Origin of the sequence: Pseudomonas sp. GM41(2012) (genome assembly GCF_000282315.2) — a bacterium.
In the GTDB taxonomy this organism is placed as follows: Bacteria; Pseudomonadota; Gammaproteobacteria; order Pseudomonadales; family Pseudomonadaceae; genus Aquipseudomonas.
The window spans coordinates 765,023-782,180 of the sequence record NZ_AKJN02000007.1 but is presented as its reverse complement, the minus strand read 5'-3'; the positions used below and the strand labels follow the sequence as shown (position 1 = coordinate 782,180).

Genomic DNA, 17,158 nt, shown 5'->3' with positions numbered 1-17,158 from the left:
GATAATAGGGGCCGCGCGGCTCTGCGACAACCGCCAAGGTGACGTGCGGGCGCGCTACCCTCTACTATCTTCGCTACCGTGAACCTGGGAATAACTAAAAATGCTTTATCTGTGGCTCAAAGCGCTTCACATCGTCAGCATGGTCTGCTGGTTTGCCGGGCTGTTCTACCTGCCGCGCCTGTTCGTTTATCACGCCCAAAGCGAAGACACCGTCAGCAAAGAACGTTTCAGCATCATGGAGCGCAAACTCTACCGCGGCATCATGGGCCCGGCGATGATCGCCACCCTGATTTTCGGCATCGCACTGATCGCCTTGAACCCCAGCATATTTAGTCAAGGTGCCTGGATTCACGCGAAGTTGACGCTGGTGGTGATCCTCATCGGCTACCACCACATGTGCGGCGCCCAGGTGAAACGTTTTGCCCGTGGCGAGAACACCCGCAGTCATGTCTTTTATCGCTGGTTCAATGAAGTGCCGGTTCTGATATTGCTGGCCATTGTAATTCTGGTCGTCGTCCGGCCGTTCTAACGCCAATAAGCACAACTCATCGGGGTACTTCCAATGTCGCTGCCCGCTCTGCTCGAACAACGCTTGCGTCTGCCAGTGGTCGCAGCGCCAATGTTCCTGATCTCCAACCCACAACTGGTGCTCGCCTGCTGCCGTAATGGCGTGGTGGGCAGCTTTCCTGCGCTGAACCAGCGCGAGAGCAGCGGCTTCAAGGCCTGGCTGGAAGAGATCGAAGCAGGGTTGGCGACACTGGAGAATCCGGCGCCTTATGCGGTGAATCTGATCGTCCACCACAGCAACCCGCGGCTGCAAGCGGACCTGGCGATCTGCATCGAACACAAAGTGCCGATTGTGATCACCAGTCTCGGCGCAGTGAAAGAACTGGTCGATGCAGTGCACAGCTATGGCGGCCTGGTGTTCCATGACGTGACGACTCGTCGCCACGCAGAGAAAGCCGCCGCGGCCGGGGTCGATGGTTTGATCGCCGTGGCAGCGGGCGCCGGCGGACACGCCGGAACCTGGAGCCCGTTCTCGCTGATTGCCGAGATCCGCCAATTCTTCGACAAGACCCTGCTGCTGGCCGGTTGCCTGAACCACGGCCACGAGATTCTCGCGGCACAACTGCTCGGTGCGGATCTGGCCTACTTCGGCACGCGATTTATCGGCACCACCGAAAGTCATGCGCCTGACGCCTATAAAGAGATGCTGCTGACTGCCAGAGCCGCGGACATCGTCCATACTCCAGCGGTGTCGGGAGTACCGGCGAGCTTTATGCGTCAGAGCCTTGAGGCTGCAGGTTTCGACATGGCTGCGCTGCAAGGCAAGGGCGAGGTGGACTTCGGCTCCAAACTCAAGCCCGTAAGCGATGAAGCCAAAGCCTGGAAAACCGTCTGGTCCGCGGGCCAGGGTGTCGGCGAGATCGATGACCTGCCGAGTGTCGATCAATTGGTCGCTCGCCTTGATGCCGAGTACCGCAAAGCGCTGGAGCTGGCGGCAGCGCTGCCCAAGCGCTGGCCACGCTGACAGGAAAACTTGGCCAGTCCATTCCGGCTGGCTTTACACTCAACCCGCAATACTCCCTAAAACATTCGCGACAAGGATGCCTCGCAATGAGCGAAAACCGTTTCAAGATCGTGTTCGACGGCGCTCTGCTGCCAGGTGTTGACGTCAGCACCGCCAAGCTCAATCTCGCCGAGTTGTTCAAAAGCGATGTGGCTGCCATCGAGCGGCTGTTCAGTGGCAAACCGGTTGCGCTCAAACGCGACCTGTCGCAGGGCGATGCGCAGACTTATCTCCAGGCGCTGACCAAAACCGGTATCGATGCCCGGATCGAATCCGAACCCTCGATCGAACTGAACCTGGCTGACGTTCATGAACACGCCCCTGCCATCGCGGCAGATCCTGAATCCCCTTACGCACCACCCCGGGCGACCGTTGGCGAAGCCTTGCCTGCGTTTTCCACACTCAAGCCGTTCAGCTTCGAGGGTCGGATCGGTCGTTTGCGTTATCTGGCCTGGACGATGTCGCTGACGCTGGTAACCCTTGGTGTTGGCGCTGTGCTTGCTGTTTTCGGCTTGGCCCTTATCACTGCGGACACTACCGCCGGCCTGATTCTCGGTGGCTTGCTGGCCTTTATTCTCTTCGTGGCGCTGGCGTTCGTCAGCATCCAGTTCAGTGTCCAGCGCCTGCATGATATTGGCTGGTCTGGTTGGCTCTGGCTGCTGACGCTCGTGCCGTTCGTGGGCAGCTTCTTCCCGTTCGTAATGATGATTGCGCCGGGTAATAACACCGCCAATCGATACGGTGCGCCACCACCGCCCAACAGCACCGCGGTCAAGGTCCTGTCGTCACTGTGGCTGGTGTTTATCGCGATCTTGTTCATCGGCGGACTGACCGGTGGCCTTACTACCCTCCAGAGCGAATACGAAAGCGCCACCCAGAGCGGCTATGAAAGTGACTCCGTGACCACCGAAGAGATCGAAGATCAAACCGCTGTGGAAGCAGAGCCCGCGCCAAATTCAGCCGACGATGCAGCCGAAGAAGCCCAGCCCCCTGTAGACTCTGCGAAAGAATGAACAGCGCTCCCCGCCCGTGACACCTGCGTCGCCGGCGCGGAGCTGTTGCGATGGAGAAATGCATGACCCGTTACGCTCTGATCACTGGCGCTTCCAGCGGCATCGGCCTGGCGATGGCCGAAGCGCTGGCCCGGCGCGGCCGCAGCTTGATTCTGGTGGCCCGTCAGCGTGATCAGCTGGAAAGTATTGCGATTGAACTGACCCAACGTTTTGGCGTGGAAGTGTTGTTCCGAGCCTGTGACCTCGGCGAGCCGCTACGGCTGTCCGGTTTTCTGCTGGAGCTGGAGGAAGGTGACCGACAGATCGATTTGCTGGTCAACTGCGCCGGCATCGGCACCTGCGGCCCTTTTCTGGCTCAGGACTGGATGACCGAGCAGGACCTGATCGAAGTGAACATCCTCGCACTCACTCGCTTGTGTCACGCGATCGGCAACAGCATGGCGCTGCAGGGCGGCGGGCAGATTTTGAATGTCGCCTCGGTGGCGGCGTTCCATCCTGGCCCGTGGATGAGTACTTATTACGCCAGCAAGGCTTATGTGCTGCACTTTTCCGAAGGGTTGCGCGTCGAGCTGAAAAAATGCGCGGTCAAGGTCTCGGTGCTCTGCCCCGGCCCTACCCGCACGGCGTTTTTCCGCACCGCGCAATTGGACGCTGACAAACTGAGCGACAGCAAAATGCTGATGAGCCCCGAGGAAGTCGCGCTCTACACCGTCCGGGCTCTGGAGAAAAATCGCGCCATCATCATTCCAGGTCGACGCAACCGCTGGCGTGCCTTCCTGCCGCGACTCGGCTCGCGCTGGCTGACCCGGACAATCGCCGGCATGGTCAACAAGGCTTACTGCCCGCGCTGATCGCACCCTCAAGGTAAAAGGCTGGGCTCGGGCATAACCCATGGTTACACTCAGGCCAGCCCAAACAACGGAGAAAAAAGCTGTGGATACTCTGTTCACCAAAATCATCAACCGGGAAATCCCGGCAAAGATCATTTACGAGGACGACCAGGTACTGGCCTTCCACGACATCGCCCCACAGGCACCCGTGCATTTTCTGGTGATCCCGAAAAAAGCGGTGCGCACGCTTAACGACCTGACCGAGGACGACAAGGCATTGGCTGGGCATATTCTGTTCACCGCCCAGCGTCTGGCCCTGGAACTGGGTTGCGAAGAGGGCTTTCGCGTGGTCATGAATTGCAATCCACTGGGCGGGCAGACCGTCTATCACATACATATGCATGTATTGGGTCAGCGCCAGATGCATTGGCCGCCGGGCTGATTGCAGTAAGCCCTGTGGGGGTGGGCAATCCCGCTCCCACAAGCACCTGCGTCGCAATGACTCAGCGCAAACCTTCCCTGGCCGATTGGGTTAAACTGGCCGCCGAGATTCTTCCCGGAGGTCAGCATGACAACCCAACGTCACTACTCGCCGATTGACCGCCTTCTGCTACAAGCCGATGCCGCGATGCGTACCTTGCTGCCCTTCAGTGGTCAGCCGTACCGTCCTTCGCCCGCTATCGTGCAGCCGGATGCGCAAATGAGCGACGAAGACACCCGGCACGTCGCCGGTCTGATGCGCATCAACCATACCGGCGAAGTCTGTGCCCAGGCGCTGTATCAGGGTCAGGCCCTGACCGCCAAGCTGCCGCAAGTGCGCGCCGCCATGGAGCATGCCGCCGAAGAAGAAATCGACCACCTGGTCTGGTGCGAACAACGCATAAAACAGTTGGGCAGCCACACCAGCATTCTCAATCCGCTGTTCTATGGCATGTCGTTCGGGATTGGCGCGGTAGCCGGGTTGATCAGCGATAAAGTCAGCCTGGGTTTCGTTGCCGCTACCGAGCATCAAGTGTGCAAACACCTCAACGAACACCTTGAGCAACTGCCAGCCGAGGACGAAAAGTCCCGGGCGATCCTCGAGCAGATGCGCATTGATGAAGAACACCACGCCGAAAGCGCGCTGGAGGCTGGGGGTTTCCGCTTCCCGGCACCGGTGAAGTTTGGCATGAGCCTGATGGCCAAGGTCATGACCAAGAGTACTTACCGGATCTGACCCCAAACACTTTTGTAGGAGCAAGGCTTGCCCGCGATTGCGTCCTTGAGATCGCCATCGCGGGCAAGCCTTGCTCCTACAAGGGCACTCGAAAATCTTAGTTCGACATGTTGCGCGCGTAGAAGATTTCCAGCATCTCGTGTTTCACACGCTCGGTCACCTGGGCACGCTGCTCAGCGGACAGGCTGCTGGTGGCGTCGCCGAACAGGTAGTTATCCAGCTCGAAGTTCTTCAGCAGCATTTTGGTGTGGAACAGGTTTTCCTGGTACACGTTCACGTCGGTCATCTGGTACGCGCCCCGAGTGTCTTCGGAAAGGTAGTTCTGAATCGAGTTGATCTCGTGGTCGATGAAGTGCTTGTTGCCTTCCACATCACGGGTGAAACCGCGCACACGATAATCCACGGTCACGATGTCCGAATCGAACTGATGGATCAGGAAGTTGAGCGCCTTTAGCGGTGAAATGACGCCACAGGTCGACACATCAATGTCCACACGGAATGTCGCGATGCCATCGTCCGGATGGATTTCCGGGTAGGAGTGCACCGTGATGTGGCTCTTGTCGAGGTGGGCCAGGATAATTTCAGGCAGCGGGCCCGGGGACTCTTCGATCTGGCTGTCGGTAGGCGTCACCGGCTCTTCAGAGATCAGAATCGTGACACTGGCGCCCTGGGGTTCATAGTCCTGACTGGCGATGTTCAGGATGTTGGCACCAATGATATCGACAACTTCTGTGAGGATCTGCGTCAGGCGCTTGGCGTTGTACTCTTTATTAATGTACTCGACGTAAGCCTGTTGGTCTTGCGGGGTTTGCGCGTAGCAGATGTCATAGATGTTGAAGCTCAAGGTCTTTGTCAGGTTATTGAACCCGTGGAGCTTGAGTTTGCTTTTCACCGTTAAGACTCTCTATGTATTGCGGCCCGGCCGCATGATCAAGCATGCCCGTCAGATGCGAACGACACACCTGCGCAGGACGGTTAACACCTCTTCACAATGGCTATTTTGGTTATCTGTTCGGGTGCGCGGACTGTCGGCGGACGGGCTACTACCCTGAAAAAAGTGGCGCATTGTGCAGACGTCAGCTTGGGATCGCCACAGTCTGCACTGCCTTTATGATAGTTGAATGTCGATTCAACCGAGCTCGATGATCTCGTAGTCATGGGTAATTGCCACGCCAGCCGCACCCAGCATGATCGACGCCGAGCAATACTTCTCGGCAGACAGCTCGATGGCGCGCTTGACCTGGGCTTCTTTCAAGCCGCGACCCTTGACCACGAAGTGCATGTGAATCTTGGTGAAAACCTTCGGATCTTCGGTGGCACGCTCGGCTTCGAGGAAAGCTTCGCAGCTTTCAACGGCCTGACGGGACTTCTTGAGGATGCTGACCACGTCGAAATTGCTGCAACCGCCAACACCCAGCAGGAGCATTTCCATCGGCCGGACACCCAGGTTGCGACCGCCGGCATCGGGCGGACCGTCCATAACCACGACATGACCGCTGCCGGATTCACCGAGGAACATGGCTTCGCCAGCCCATTGGATGCGTGCCTTCATCGCCAAGACTCCACTGTATAAAAAAGGGTCGCCAGCTTAGCACAGGGGCCTTGATTGACGACGTCTCGCCTTCCTGCGACGCAAGCCGATGTGCTGTAGGTAAATTCTCGAATATTGCAGGAAGTGTCTGTTAAGCTGGCGCCAATTCACTGGCGCATTGCCAGCTTTATAGCAACCTCAGCGACTCATAAAAAAATCAAACACACCGTGAAGTCTTTTCGGGATACAACCATGGTTGCTATTACCCCAACACCCAAGATCAAGAACCTCGACAAGCTATTGATGCACTGCCAGCGCCGTCGTTATGCGGCCAAAAGCAATATCATTTGTGCCGGTGATCGCTCGGACACCCTGTTCTTCATCATCAAGGGTTCGGTCACCATCCTGATCGAGGATGACGATGGCCGCGAAATGATCATCGCCTACCTGAACTCCGGAGACTTTTTCGGCGAGTTGGGCCTGTTTGAACAGGCCGGCCTGGAACAGGAACGCAGCGCCTGGGTGCGCGCCAAGATCGAATGCGAAGTCGCGGAGATCAGCTACGCGAAATTCCGCGAGCTGTCCCAACAGGATCCAGACATTCTTTACGTGCTCAGCGGACAAATCGCACAGCGCCTGCGCAACACCACCCGCAAAGTGGGTGACCTTGCATTCTTCGACGTTACCGGCCGCGTCGCACGCTGCCTCCTGGAACTGTGCAAGCAGCCAGATGCAATGACCCATCCCGATGGCATGCAGATCAAGGTGACCCGTCAAGAGATCGGGCGGATTGTCGGTTGTTCACGTGAGATGGTCGGTCGCGTACTCAAGGACCTGGAAGAACGCAACCTGGTGGACGTCAAAGGCAAGACCATGGTGGTCTTCGGTACGCGCTAAACCCTGAACATGTCTGCCAGCAATTCGCGGTACAACGCGTCGAGTCGCCCCAACGCATCAGGTGCTGCATATTTTTCATGAAGAGCAATGTGGCTCTCGGCGCGAACTCGCTGCTCCAGACCACAGGCTTCATTGAAACGGTTAACCGCCGCAACCATCGACTCACGCTCGTTATCGAGCAACAAAGCACCGTGCACCAACCCTACCGGACGCGTACCGCCCTTGCTCTGGCGCCAGCGTTGAGCCGTGCCGACCATCTTGCGCCCATCAAGGTTGACGTTGAATCGCCCATCACAGAACGCACCTTCTATTTCGCCTAAAGACGAAACGCCGCCCAGTTCATCGAGTAACTGACAAATCGGATCGCAAAGCCGGCGATAACCGGTTTCGATGCGGTTCTGGTCACCCTCGCTACGCGGTGGCGCGTAGACCAGTGCAATGTTGATCGTCGAGGCCGATTGCGGCACCGGCTCACCGCCGGTTTCACGCAACAACACCGGCCAACCTGCCGCAGCCGACACTTCGCACGCGGCCTCGAACCCAGGCAGACGATTCAACCGTCGCGGCATGACCAGTGCCTTATCACTGGGTTGCCAGAACAGCAGGCCAAACTCCGAATCGCCGGTGCACACATGGGCCAACAGATCCTGTTCGGCGAGCAGGCCGCCTTCGACGGTCAAGGCGATGGGCTGGGTCATGGCAGTAGACATCCTTTGTTTTGGGTATAAAAAAGCCGGCATCGCCGGCTTCTTCATCAAGTCACGTTCAGTCGAGTGTAGAACCGCTCACCGCGATACCACGCTCAGGAAAGAACAGACGCTGCAGCTCGGTGCCCGGGCTTTCGGCGCGCATGAACGCTTCGCCAACCAGGAACGCGTACACGTCGCTGATTTCCATCAGTTCGACATCGGCCCGGTTGAGAATGCCACTTTCGGTGATCACCAGGCGATCACGCGGGATACGCGGCAACAGATCGAGGGTGGTTTCCAGATTGACTTCGAAGGTGTGCAGGTTGCGGTTGTTGACGCCGATCAACGGAGTGTCGAGGGTTTTCAAGGCCCGCTCCAGCTCGTCGCCATCGTGAACTTCCACCAGCACATCGAGGCCGACACTTTTGGCGACGGCAGCCAACTCGGCCATTTTCACGTCATCCAGTGCGGAGACGATCAGCAGCACGCAGTCGGCGCCCAACGCTCGGGCTTCAACGATCTGATACGGATCAATCATGAAGTCCTTGCGGATCACCGGCAGTTTGCACGCCGCCCGCGCCTGTTGCAGATACGCATCGGCGCCCTGGAAGTAATCGATATCGGTGAGCACTGACAGACAGGTCGCGCCGCCCTTCTCGTAACTCTTGGCGATGTCGGCGGGAACGAAGTTCTCGCGAATCACGCCTTTGCTCGGTGAAGCTTTTTTGATTTCTGCAATGACCGCTGGCTGCTTGAGCTTGGCCTGAGCCAACAATGCCTTGGCAAAACCACGGGGTGCATCGGCCGCCTTGGCCAGACTTTCCAGCTCCGCCAGGCTTACGCGAGCGCTTCGCTCAGCGACTTCCTGGACTTTACGGGCCAGAATGTTTTCCAGAACCGTCGGTACACTCATCCCTCATTCTCCACTTTGAATACCGCGGTAAATGCACCCAACTCCTCCAGTTTTTCCCGAGCGAGGCCTGTGTGCAGCGCATCGTGCGCCAGGGCAACGCCTTCTTTCAAACTGCTGGCATGGTCGGCGGCGTACAGCGCGGCACCGGCATTGAGCATAATCATTTCCGCGGCTTTCTGACCGTTCTCGGTCTTGCGCTTGCCCAAGGCATCGCGAATCAGCTCCAGGGAAGCCACCGGGCTATCCACTGCCAGACCGTGCAGGCTCTGGCTTTTCATGCCCAGGTCTTCTGGCTCGACCCAATACTCGGTGATCTGGTCATCTTTCAATTCCGCCACGAAGGTTGGCGCCGCCAGACTGAACTCGTCCAGGCCATCCTTCGAGTGCACCACCAGCACGTGCTTGCTGCCCATACGCTGCAAGACTTCGGCCAGCGGCCGGCACAACGCCTGATTGAACACGCCCACCACCTGATGCTTCACTCCGGCCGGATTCGTAAGCGGGCCGAGCATGTTGAACAGCGTGCGCAAGCCCAGCTCCCGGCGCGGGCCGGCGGCGTGCTTCATGGCGCTGTGATGGGTCTGGGCGAACATGAAACCGATGCCGACGTTGTCGATGCAGCGAGCCACCTGAACCGGCGTCAGGTTCAGGTAGATACCCGCCGCTTCCAGCAAATCGGCGCTGCCGCTTTTGCCCGAAACCGCACGGTTACCGTGCTTGGCCACGGTGCAACCGGCCGCCGCGACCACGAACGAGGAAGCGGTCGAGACGTTAAAAATGTTCGCGCCATCGCCACCGGTACCGACCACGTCGACGACGCCGTCGAGGGTCTTGAGTTCGACCTTGTCCGCCAGCTCGCGCATGACCGACACGGCGCCGACGATCTCGTCGATGCTTTCACTCTTCATGCGCATGGCCATCATGAACGCGCCGATCTGCGCATCCGTGCATTGACCGGTCATGATTTCGCGCATGACATCGCGCATCTCATCGGTGCTGAGGTCGAGCTGTTCGACGATACGGCTCAGGGCTGTCTTGATATTCATGAAAAGTCCTTAGCGCGTGCCGCCGGTTTGTTTGAGGAAATTAGCGAACAGCTCGTGGCCCTGTTCGGTGAGGATCGACTCAGGGTGAAACTGGACGCCCTCGATGTTCAAGGTCTTGTGGCGCAGGCCCATGATCTCGTCGACCGAACCGTCTTCAAGCTGGGTCCAGGCGGTAAGCTCCAGGCAATCGGGCAGGGTTTCGCGTTTGACGATCAGTGAATGATAGCGGGTGACTGTCAGCGGATGGTTCAGGCCTTCAAATACGCCTTTATCCTCGTGGAACACCGGGCTGGTCTTGCCGTGCATGACCTGGCGGGCGCGCACCACATCGCCGCCAAAGGCCTGGCCGATGGACTGATGGCCCAGGCACACGCCGAGAATCGGCAGTTTTCCGCCAAAATGTTTGATCACATCAATCGACACGCCGGCTTCGTTCGGCGTGCAAGGGCCGGGTGAAACGACGATCCGCTCAGGGTTGAGGGCTTCGATTTCGGCAATGGTGAGCTCATCGTTGCGCACGACTTTGACCAGGGAGCCGAGCTCACCGAGGTATTGCACAACGTTGTAAGTAAAAGAGTCGTAGTTATCGATCATCAGCAACATGGCGTTAAGAACCTCTTGAATTTACTGACTTTGAATACAGCCTTCGAATGATTTACCCGCAGCGTCCTGCACTTTGTCAGTCAAAGCGACATGTCATACGGGTAACGTCCATCGGTCAGCTTGCCGGGGTTTGTTCAGCCAGGGCCACCGCACGGAACATCGCGCGGCGCTTGTTCAGGGTTTCTTCCCATTCCAGCGCCGGTACCGAGTCGGCAACGATGCCGCCACCGGCCTGCACGTGCAGTTCGCCGTTCTTGATCACCGCGGTGCGGATCGCGATCGCGGTGTCCATGTTGCCGTTCCAGGCGAAGTAGCCGACGGCGCCGCCGTAGACTCCACGCTTGACCGGTTCCAGTTCGTCGATGATTTCCATCGCGCGAATCTTCGGTGCGCCAGACAAGGTGCCCGCCGGCAGAATCGCCCGCAGTGCGTCCATCGCCGTCAGGCCGGCCTTCAATTGACCGGTGACGTTGGACACGATGTGCATCACGTTGGAATAACGCTCGATCACCATTTTTTCAGTGAGTTTCACCGAACCGATTTCCGAGACCCGACCGGTGTCGTTACGACCCAGGTCGATCAGCATCAAGTGCTCGGCAATTTCCTTGTCGTCGGACAGCAGGTCTTTTTCCAGCGCCAGGTCCGCCTCTTCGTTGGCCCCGCGTGGGCGAGTGCCGGCGATCGGGCGCACGGTGATCAGGTTGTCTTCGACCCGCACCAGCACTTCCGGCGAACTGCCGACGACATGGAAGTCGCCGAAGTTGAAGAAGTACATATATGGCGTCGGGTTGAAGCAACGCAGCGCCCGGTACAGATCGATGGGCGCAGCCTTGAAGTCGATCGACATGCGCTGGGACGGCACGACCTGCATGCAGTCACCGGCCAGGATGTATTCCTTGATGGTGTCGACGGCTTTTTCGTAATCGTCCTGGGTGAAGCTCGAACGAAACACTGGATCAGCAGACTGTTGCTTGCTGAAATCCAGGCCACGGCGCGGGGTAATCGGCTGACGGAGTTTTTCCAGCAGCTCTTCCAGGCGCGCCTGACCTTGTTCGAAAGCATCGTCCTGCGAGGGATCGGCCAGGACAATCGCGTGCATCTTGCCGGCGAGGTTGTCGAACACGACCACCGCGTCGGAAACCATCAGCAGAATGTCCGGCACGCCCAACGGATCCGGGTTCGGGCACTTGCCCAGACGCTTCTCCACATAGCGCACGCAGTCGTAACCGAAGTAACCCACCAGACCGCCATTGAAGCGCGGCAGGCCAGGGATGGTCGGCACGTTGTAGCGGGCTTTGAATGCTTCGACGAAGGCCAGCGGATCTTCGGCTTCGTGGCTTTCGATCTCGATGCCGTCGTGGGTCACGCTGACGTGATGGTCGTGAACCCGCAGCACGGTGCGGCACGGCAGACCGATGATCGAGTAACGCCCCCACTTCTCCCCGCCCTGTACCGATTCCAGCAGGTAGGAGTTGGGCTCGTCGGCCAGTTTCAGGTAGATCGACAGCGGCGTGTCGAAGTCGGCCAGGGTTTCGCAGGCAAGCGGGATGCGGTTGTAGCCGGCAGCGGCCAAACGCAGGAATTCTTCGCGGATCATGGGGTAGCCTCGTGGCTTGAGGGTCTAACAGTCAGGTATGCAAACGCGCCGGTATGCCGGCCAGGAACAAGTCAGGCGCGCCAACGCCAGCGGGCCAAGGCCTTGATGACTTTCATCCAGAGTTTGCGAGTGACCACCACGATGGCGTTTCCAGAAGGGGGTTGAACAGCGTCGGGCAACGTTATCTCAGCGGCTGGATCCAGGCAACCGCGAATTAACTTGCGCAGATCGTCAATCACCAGCGCCGGCGACTCTTCGGCAATCGGCCGGCCGTGGTTATAGCCATAACTGAGCGCCACGCATTTGACCCCCGCCGCTTTCGCCGCCAGCACATCGCTGCGCGAATCGCCGACGAACAAGGATTGCGACGCCGGGATGTTGGTCATTTTCATCACGAAAAACAGCGCTGCCGGGTCCGGCTTTTTCTGTGGCAGGGTGTCGCCGCCGATGATCAAGCGGAAATAACGACCGATTTTCATCTGGTCCAGCAGCGGTGCGACGAAGCGCTCCGGCTTGTTGGTGATCAGCGCCATCTCGACACCCTGCTTGTGCAGCCATTTCAGGGTGTCGCGCACGCCGGGGTAGACCACCGTCAGCTCGTGACCGTCCTCATAAAAACCGTTGAACAGTTCCAGGGCATGCTCGGCTTCGACCTCATCGACACCCTCGGCGTCGATATGGTTGGCCAAGGCCCGGCGTACCAGCGTGTGCACGCCGTTGCCAACCCACTCACGCACCGATTCGATGCCGGCAGGTTTTCGCCCGAGTTTGAGCAGCATGTTATCCACAGCCGCTGCGAGGTCGGGGACCGAATCGACCAGCGTGCCATCCAGATCGAACATCACCAGCCGCGGCAGAGACCCCGGGAACAGCTGCTCAAAGCCACTCATGGGCGGGTCAGCGCCAGTTCGGAACGCATCTTTTCAATCACCTCTTGGTAGTTCGGCGCATTGAAGATCGCCGAGCCGGCGACGAAGGTGTCGGCGCCAGCAGCCGCGATTTCACGAATGTTGTTCACGTTGACGCCGCCGTCGATTTCCAGGCGGATGTCACGGCCGGAAGCATCGATCAGCGCCCGCGCTTCACGCAGCTTGTCGAGGGTGCCGGGGATGAACTTCTGCCCGCCGAAGCCCGGGTTGACGCTCATCAGCAGGATCATGTCGACCTTGTCCATCACGTACTTGAGCACGTCCAGCGGGGTCGCCGGGTTGAACACCAGGCCCGACTTGCAGCCGCCTTCGCGGATCAGTTGCAGGGAACGGTCGACGTGCTGCGAGGCTTCCGGGTGAAAAGTGATGTAGGTCGCGCCGGCTTCGATGAAGTCACCGACGATGCGGTCCACCGGGCTGACCATCAGGTGCGCGTCGATCGGCGCGGTCACGCCGTACTTGCGCAGTGCAGCGCACACCATCGGGCCGATGGTCAGGTTCGGCACGTAGTGGTTGTCCATGACATCGAAGTGCACGAAGTCGGCGCCAGCGGCCAGGACGTTGTCCACTTCTTCACCCAAGCGGGCGAAGTCGGCGGAGAGAATCGACGGAGCAATTACGAAGGGCTGCATGACGCACCTTTTTTGAGCAAAATCACGATGGCGCGCATTGTATACCTCATGCTTTGACGCGCGCGACGTGACTGCGATGATCAGTAAGCCGCTCGGTAGATCTTCTCGATATCGACCGCACTCAATTTGCGCGGATTGTTGCGCATCAGGCGCTCAATTCCCGCCGCTTCCACGGCCATGGCCGGGATGGCGTCTTCTGGAACGCCGAAGCTGCGCAGTCCTGGCGGGATTTCTACCGCAACGCACAACTCGGTCATCGCCTCTACGGCCTTGTCCGCCGCGTCGTTGGCGCTCAGATGAGCGGTCTTCACCCCCATGGCCTCGGCGATATCCTGCATGCGCTCCACGCAGGCCATTTTGTTCCAGGTCATGACATACGGCAGCAGCAAGGCGTTGCTGACGCCATGGGCAATGTTGAATCGGCCGCCCAACGGATACGCCAGCGCGTGCACCGCACCGACCCCGGCATTGCCGAACGCCATGCCGGCCATCAGGCTGGCGGTGGCCATGTCTTCGCGGGCCTGGAGATTGGATGGATTGGCGTAAGCCTTCGGCAGCGCCTTGGCGATGAGCTTGATGGCGCCGATGGCCAGCGCGTCGGTAATCGGTGAGGCGTTCAACGATAGATAAGATTCGATGGCGTGCACCAGTGCATCGACGCCACTGGCAGCCGTGACACTGCGCGGACAGGTCAGGGTCATTTGCGGGCTGACCAGCGCCACGTCCGGTAATAGATAGTCGCTGACGATGCCTTTTTTCAGCTGCGCGACCTTGTCGGAGAGGATCGCCACGTTGGTGACTTCCGAGCCGGTGCCGGCGGTGGTTGGAATGGCGATCAGCGGCGGGCCTTTGCGCGGCACCTGATCGATGCCGAACAGATCCTCCAGCGCCCCGTGATAACCGGCGTAGGCCGCGACACTTTTAGCGATGTCGATGGCACTGCCGCCGCCGAGACCGATCAGGCCGTCGTGCCCGCCCTCGCGGTAGACCCGCATGCAGTCTTCGACGATGGCGATTTCCGGGTCAGGCAATACACGGTCGAAAATTTCGTAGGTTCGGTCGCCCAGCTGCGCCAGCGCGATCTCGACCGTGCCGGACTTGACCAGTGCGGCATCGGTGACGATCAGCGGGTTGTCGATGTCCAGGCGTGTCAGTTCAGCCGCCAGTTGCTCGATGGCACCGGCGCCGGTGATCAGTTTGTGGGCGATTTTGAAAGAGGAAAGACTCATGTGCGCAGCCTCTTATAGATAGGGGAGCTGGGCACAAGAGTAGCTGGGGATTGGGGTTTGTCTGCTATTCAGGTCAAGAATGACCCGCGCCCCCGAAAATCACACAAAACCCTGTAGGAGCTGTCGAGTGAAACGAGGCTGTGATCTTTTGATTTTGCTTTTTTGAAACAAGATCAAAAGATCGCAGCCTCGTTTCACTCGACAGCTCCTACAGAGACAATGTCAGACCTGGGCGGTACGCAGTTTTTCGCTACGGCCGCGCAGCCATTCCAGAGTCAGCAGCAGGATCACCGAGAAGGCAATCAGCAACGTCGCCGCCGCCGCGATGGTCGGGCTGAGGTTTTCGCGGATACCGCTGAACATCTGCCGTGGCAATGTCGCTTGTTCAGGACCAGCGAGGAACAGCGTCACCACCACTTCATCGAACGAAGTCGCGAAGGCAAACAGCGCACCGGAGATCACGCCAGGCGCAATCAGCGGCAAGGTCACCCGACGGAACGCCGTCAGCGGCGAAGCACCCAGGCTCGCAGCAGCACGCACCAGGTTTTGGTTAAACCCCTGCAAGGTCGCCGACACCGTGATGATCACAAACGGCACACCCAAGACGGCGTGCACGACGATCAGCGAGATATAGCTGTTGCCAAATCCCAGTGGGGCAAAGGTCAGGTAACTGGCCACACCAATGATCACAACCGGCACCACCATCGGCGAAATCACCAGCGCCATCACCAGCGGTTTGCCCGGGAAATCGCCCCGGGTCAGGCCGATCGCTGCCAGCGTGCCGAAGATCATCGCCAGCACGGTCGCCGCCGGAGCCACGATCATGCTGTTCTTCAACGAACGCATCCATTCCGCCGAAGCAAAGAAGTCCTGGTACCAGTGCAGAGAGAAGCCTTGCAGCGGATAGACCAGAAAACTCCCCGAGTTGAACGACAGCGGAATGATCACCAGCACCGGAAGGATCAGGAACAACAAAATCAAGCCGCAGAGAATCCGCAAACCGTAGAACCACACCCGCTCAATGGGCGACATATAAGGACTCAGCATTTCGTTCTCCCCTTAGCTCAGGCGCAGGCGACTGGCGCCCACCAGCCAGCTGTAAATCAGATAAAGCACCACGGTCGCCAACAGCAGCAGCCCACCGAGTGCGGTCGCCATGCCCCAGTTGATGCTGGTGTTGGTGTAGAAGGCGACGAAGTAACTGACCATCTGATCGTTCGGACTGCCCAGCAAGGCCGGGGTGATGTAGTAGCCGATGGCAAGGATGAACACCAACAGGCAACCGGCGCCGACACCGGCATAGGTCTGCGGGAAATACACCCGCCAGAAACTGGCGAACGGGTGGCAGCCGAGGGAAATCGCGGCGCGCATGTAGGTCGGCGAGATGCCTTTCATCACGCTGTAGATCGGCAGAATCATGAACGGCAGCAGGATGTGCACCATGGAGATGTAAACCCCGGTGCGGTTGAACACTAGCTCCAGCGGTTTATCGATGATGCCCATCGCCATCAGGCCGCTGTTGATCAAGCCACCCGATTGCAGCAACACGATCCACGCGGCGACCCGCACCAGGATCGAGGTCCAGAACGGCAGCAGCACCAGAATCATCAGCAGGTTGCTTTGCCGTGACGGCAAGTTCGCCAACAGGTAGGCCAACGGATACGCCAGCAGCAGACAGATCACGGTGATGATCAGCCCCATCCAGAATGTCCGGGCGAAGATGTCGAGGTAGATCGCCTGATCGGGTGTGGCCGGGGCGATTTCGCCGAGGTCGTCGATACGGTGGTCGACCGCCGCCAGCAAGTAATAAGGCGTGATGCTGCTGGTGTTGCGGCGCACGGCTTGCCAGTAGGCCGGGTCGCCCCAGCGCTCGTCGAGACCTTCCAGCGCTTCTTTATAGGAGGCCGGTTCGGTGGCGAACGGTAAGGCACGTGCGGTTTTGGTCAGCAGGCTGCGGTAGCCGGCCAACTCCATGTTCAAGCGCTTGGACAGGTCGCCCAAGGTCTGATTCTTGCGGGCTTCAGCGAGGTCTTCGCTGGTCGCCTTGTAAACCGGTTCAGCGGGCAGGCCTCGGCCATCCCAACTGGCGATAGCCGCCACGGTGCGCGGCATGCCGCCGACCACTTCCGGGTTACCGACACTTTTGTAGAGCAGCGCCACGATGGGCACCAGGAACACCAGCAACAGAAACAGCACCAACGGCGCGATCAAGGCTTGTGCTTTCCAGCGGTTGATCCGCTCGGCGTGCTTGAGCCGCTGCTTCAAGGTGGGGTCGGTGCCCGCGTTCAGGGGAATGGCGGTGGCCATGGCGTACTCCGGAAATCTTTGATCAATCGATAATGTGGGAGCGAACTTGTGGCGAGGGGGCTTGCCCCCGTTCGGCTGCGAAGCAGTCGTAAAACATCACACTCGGTATACCTGATATACGGCGATTGCAGGTTTTGGGGCCGCTTCGCGACCCAA

19 protein-coding genes are annotated in these 17,158 nt (G+C 59.0%); 7 read left to right on the top strand and 12 right to left on the bottom strand.

The features are described 5' to 3' along the window. Nucleotides 1–100 precede the first annotated feature (100 nt). The 6 genes from hemJ (at nucleotide 101) to coq7 (ending at nucleotide 4,629) form a co-directional block, all read left to right on the top strand. A complete protein-coding gene (gene hemJ, locus PMI27_RS10985) occupies nucleotides 101–529 on the top strand; it encodes a protoporphyrinogen oxidase HemJ (protein ID WP_008147249.1) in 429 nt (142 codons plus the stop codon). A gap of 33 nt (nucleotides 530–562) precedes the next feature. Beyond that, a complete protein-coding gene (locus PMI27_RS10990) occupies nucleotides 563–1,531 on the top strand; it encodes an NAD(P)H-dependent flavin oxidoreductase (RefSeq protein ID WP_008147247.1) in 969 nt (322 codons plus the stop codon). Nucleotides 1,532–1,617: 86 nt separating this feature from the next. Next, nucleotides 1,618–2,583: a DUF805 domain-containing protein gene (locus tag PMI27_RS10995; protein WP_008147245.1), complete on the top strand. Its 966-nt coding sequence runs from the start codon at nucleotides 1,618–1,620 to the stop codon at nucleotides 2,581–2,583. Nucleotides 2,584–2,645: 62 nt separating this feature from the next. Then, complete coding sequence (locus tag PMI27_RS11000) at nucleotides 2,646–3,434, top strand: SDR family NAD(P)-dependent oxidoreductase (protein WP_033053402.1); 789 nt, start codon at nucleotides 2,646–2,648, stop codon at nucleotides 3,432–3,434. Between the two features lie 82 nt (nucleotides 3,435–3,516). Continuing rightward, a complete protein-coding gene (locus tag PMI27_RS11005; protein ID WP_008147240.1) occupies nucleotides 3,517–3,855 on the top strand; it encodes a histidine triad nucleotide-binding protein in 339 nt (112 codons plus the stop codon). 126 nt (nucleotides 3,856–3,981) lie between these two features. After that, complete coding sequence (coq7, locus tag PMI27_RS11010; RefSeq protein WP_008147238.1) at nucleotides 3,982–4,629, top strand: 2-polyprenyl-3-methyl-6-methoxy-1,4-benzoquinone monooxygenase; 648 nt, start codon at nucleotides 3,982–3,984, stop codon at nucleotides 4,627–4,629. A gap of 97 nt (nucleotides 4,630–4,726) precedes the next feature. Here the strand turns inward: coq7 and speD are convergent, their stop codons facing one another. Both speD and PMI27_RS11020 read right to left on the bottom strand, forming a co-directional pair. Continuing rightward, nucleotides 4,727–5,521, bottom strand: coding sequence for an adenosylmethionine decarboxylase (speD, locus tag PMI27_RS11015; RefSeq protein WP_008147235.1), 795 nt, complete (start codon nucleotides 5,519–5,521; stop codon nucleotides 4,727–4,729). 237 nt (nucleotides 5,522–5,758) lie between these two features. Then, nucleotides 5,759–6,181, bottom strand: a complete 423-nt coding sequence (locus tag PMI27_RS11020) for an OsmC family protein (RefSeq protein ID WP_007941657.1) — start codon at nucleotides 6,179–6,181, stop codon at nucleotides 5,759–5,761. A gap of 231 nt (nucleotides 6,182–6,412) precedes the next feature. On the opposite strand from PMI27_RS11020, the gene crp reads away from it, so the two are divergent. Continuing rightward, nucleotides 6,413–7,057: a cAMP-activated global transcriptional regulator CRP gene (gene crp / locus PMI27_RS11025; protein WP_008147233.1), complete on the top strand. Its 645-nt coding sequence runs from the start codon at nucleotides 6,413–6,415 to the stop codon at nucleotides 7,055–7,057. Here the strand turns inward: crp and PMI27_RS11030 are convergent. The 10 genes from PMI27_RS11030 to PMI27_RS11075 form a co-directional block, all read right to left on the bottom strand. Continuing rightward, a complete protein-coding gene (locus PMI27_RS11030; RefSeq protein WP_008147230.1) occupies nucleotides 7,054–7,755 on the bottom strand; it encodes a lipoate--protein ligase family protein in 702 nt (233 codons plus the stop codon). The two genes, crp and PMI27_RS11030, sit on opposite strands and share 4 nt — an antisense overlap. Before the next feature lie 67 nt (nucleotides 7,756–7,822). Continuing rightward, a complete protein-coding gene (gene trpC, locus PMI27_RS11035; protein ID WP_008147227.1) occupies nucleotides 7,823–8,659 on the bottom strand; it encodes an indole-3-glycerol phosphate synthase TrpC in 837 nt (278 codons plus the stop codon). Further along, entirely contained in the window at nucleotides 8,656–9,705 is a 1,050-nt protein-coding gene (trpD, locus tag PMI27_RS11040) for an anthranilate phosphoribosyltransferase (protein ID WP_008147225.1), read from the bottom strand. Before trpD ends, trpC begins: the two co-directional genes overlap by 4 nt. A 9-nt stretch (nucleotides 9,706–9,714) precedes the next feature. Further along, the gene (locus tag PMI27_RS11045) at nucleotides 9,715–10,308 is read right to left on the bottom strand and encodes an aminodeoxychorismate/anthranilate synthase component II (protein ID WP_008147224.1); all 594 of its coding nucleotides are present in this window, start codon (nucleotides 10,306–10,308) and stop codon (nucleotides 9,715–9,717) included. Nucleotides 10,309–10,423: 115 nt separating this feature from the next. Continuing rightward, the gene (trpE, locus tag PMI27_RS11050; protein WP_008147222.1) at nucleotides 10,424–11,905 is read right to left on the bottom strand and encodes an anthranilate synthase component I; all 1,482 of its coding nucleotides are present in this window, start codon (nucleotides 11,903–11,905) and stop codon (nucleotides 10,424–10,426) included. Nucleotides 11,906–11,976: 71 nt separating this feature from the next. Then, nucleotides 11,977–12,795 (bottom strand): phosphoglycolate phosphatase, encoded by an 819-nt coding sequence (locus PMI27_RS11055; protein ID WP_008147220.1) that lies wholly within the window; start codon nucleotides 12,793–12,795, stop codon nucleotides 11,977–11,979. Next, nucleotides 12,792–13,466, bottom strand: coding sequence for a ribulose-phosphate 3-epimerase (rpe, locus tag PMI27_RS11060; protein WP_008147218.1), 675 nt, complete (start codon nucleotides 13,464–13,466; stop codon nucleotides 12,792–12,794). The genes PMI27_RS11055 and rpe overlap by 4 nt, the downstream gene beginning before the upstream one ends. Nucleotides 13,467–13,546: 80 nt before the next feature. Beyond that, entirely contained in the window at nucleotides 13,547–14,695 is a 1,149-nt protein-coding gene (locus PMI27_RS11065; RefSeq protein WP_008147217.1) for an iron-containing alcohol dehydrogenase, read from the bottom strand. Between the two features lie 222 nt (nucleotides 14,696–14,917). Continuing rightward, nucleotides 14,918–15,742, bottom strand: coding sequence for an ABC transporter permease (locus tag PMI27_RS11070; protein WP_008147216.1), 825 nt, complete (start codon nucleotides 15,740–15,742; stop codon nucleotides 14,918–14,920). A gap of 12 nt (nucleotides 15,743–15,754) precedes the next feature. Further along, the gene (locus PMI27_RS11075) at nucleotides 15,755–17,002 is read right to left on the bottom strand and encodes an ABC transporter permease (protein WP_008147215.1); all 1,248 of its coding nucleotides are present in this window, start codon (nucleotides 17,000–17,002) and stop codon (nucleotides 15,755–15,757) included. Nucleotides 17,003–17,158: the final 156 nt, after the last annotated feature.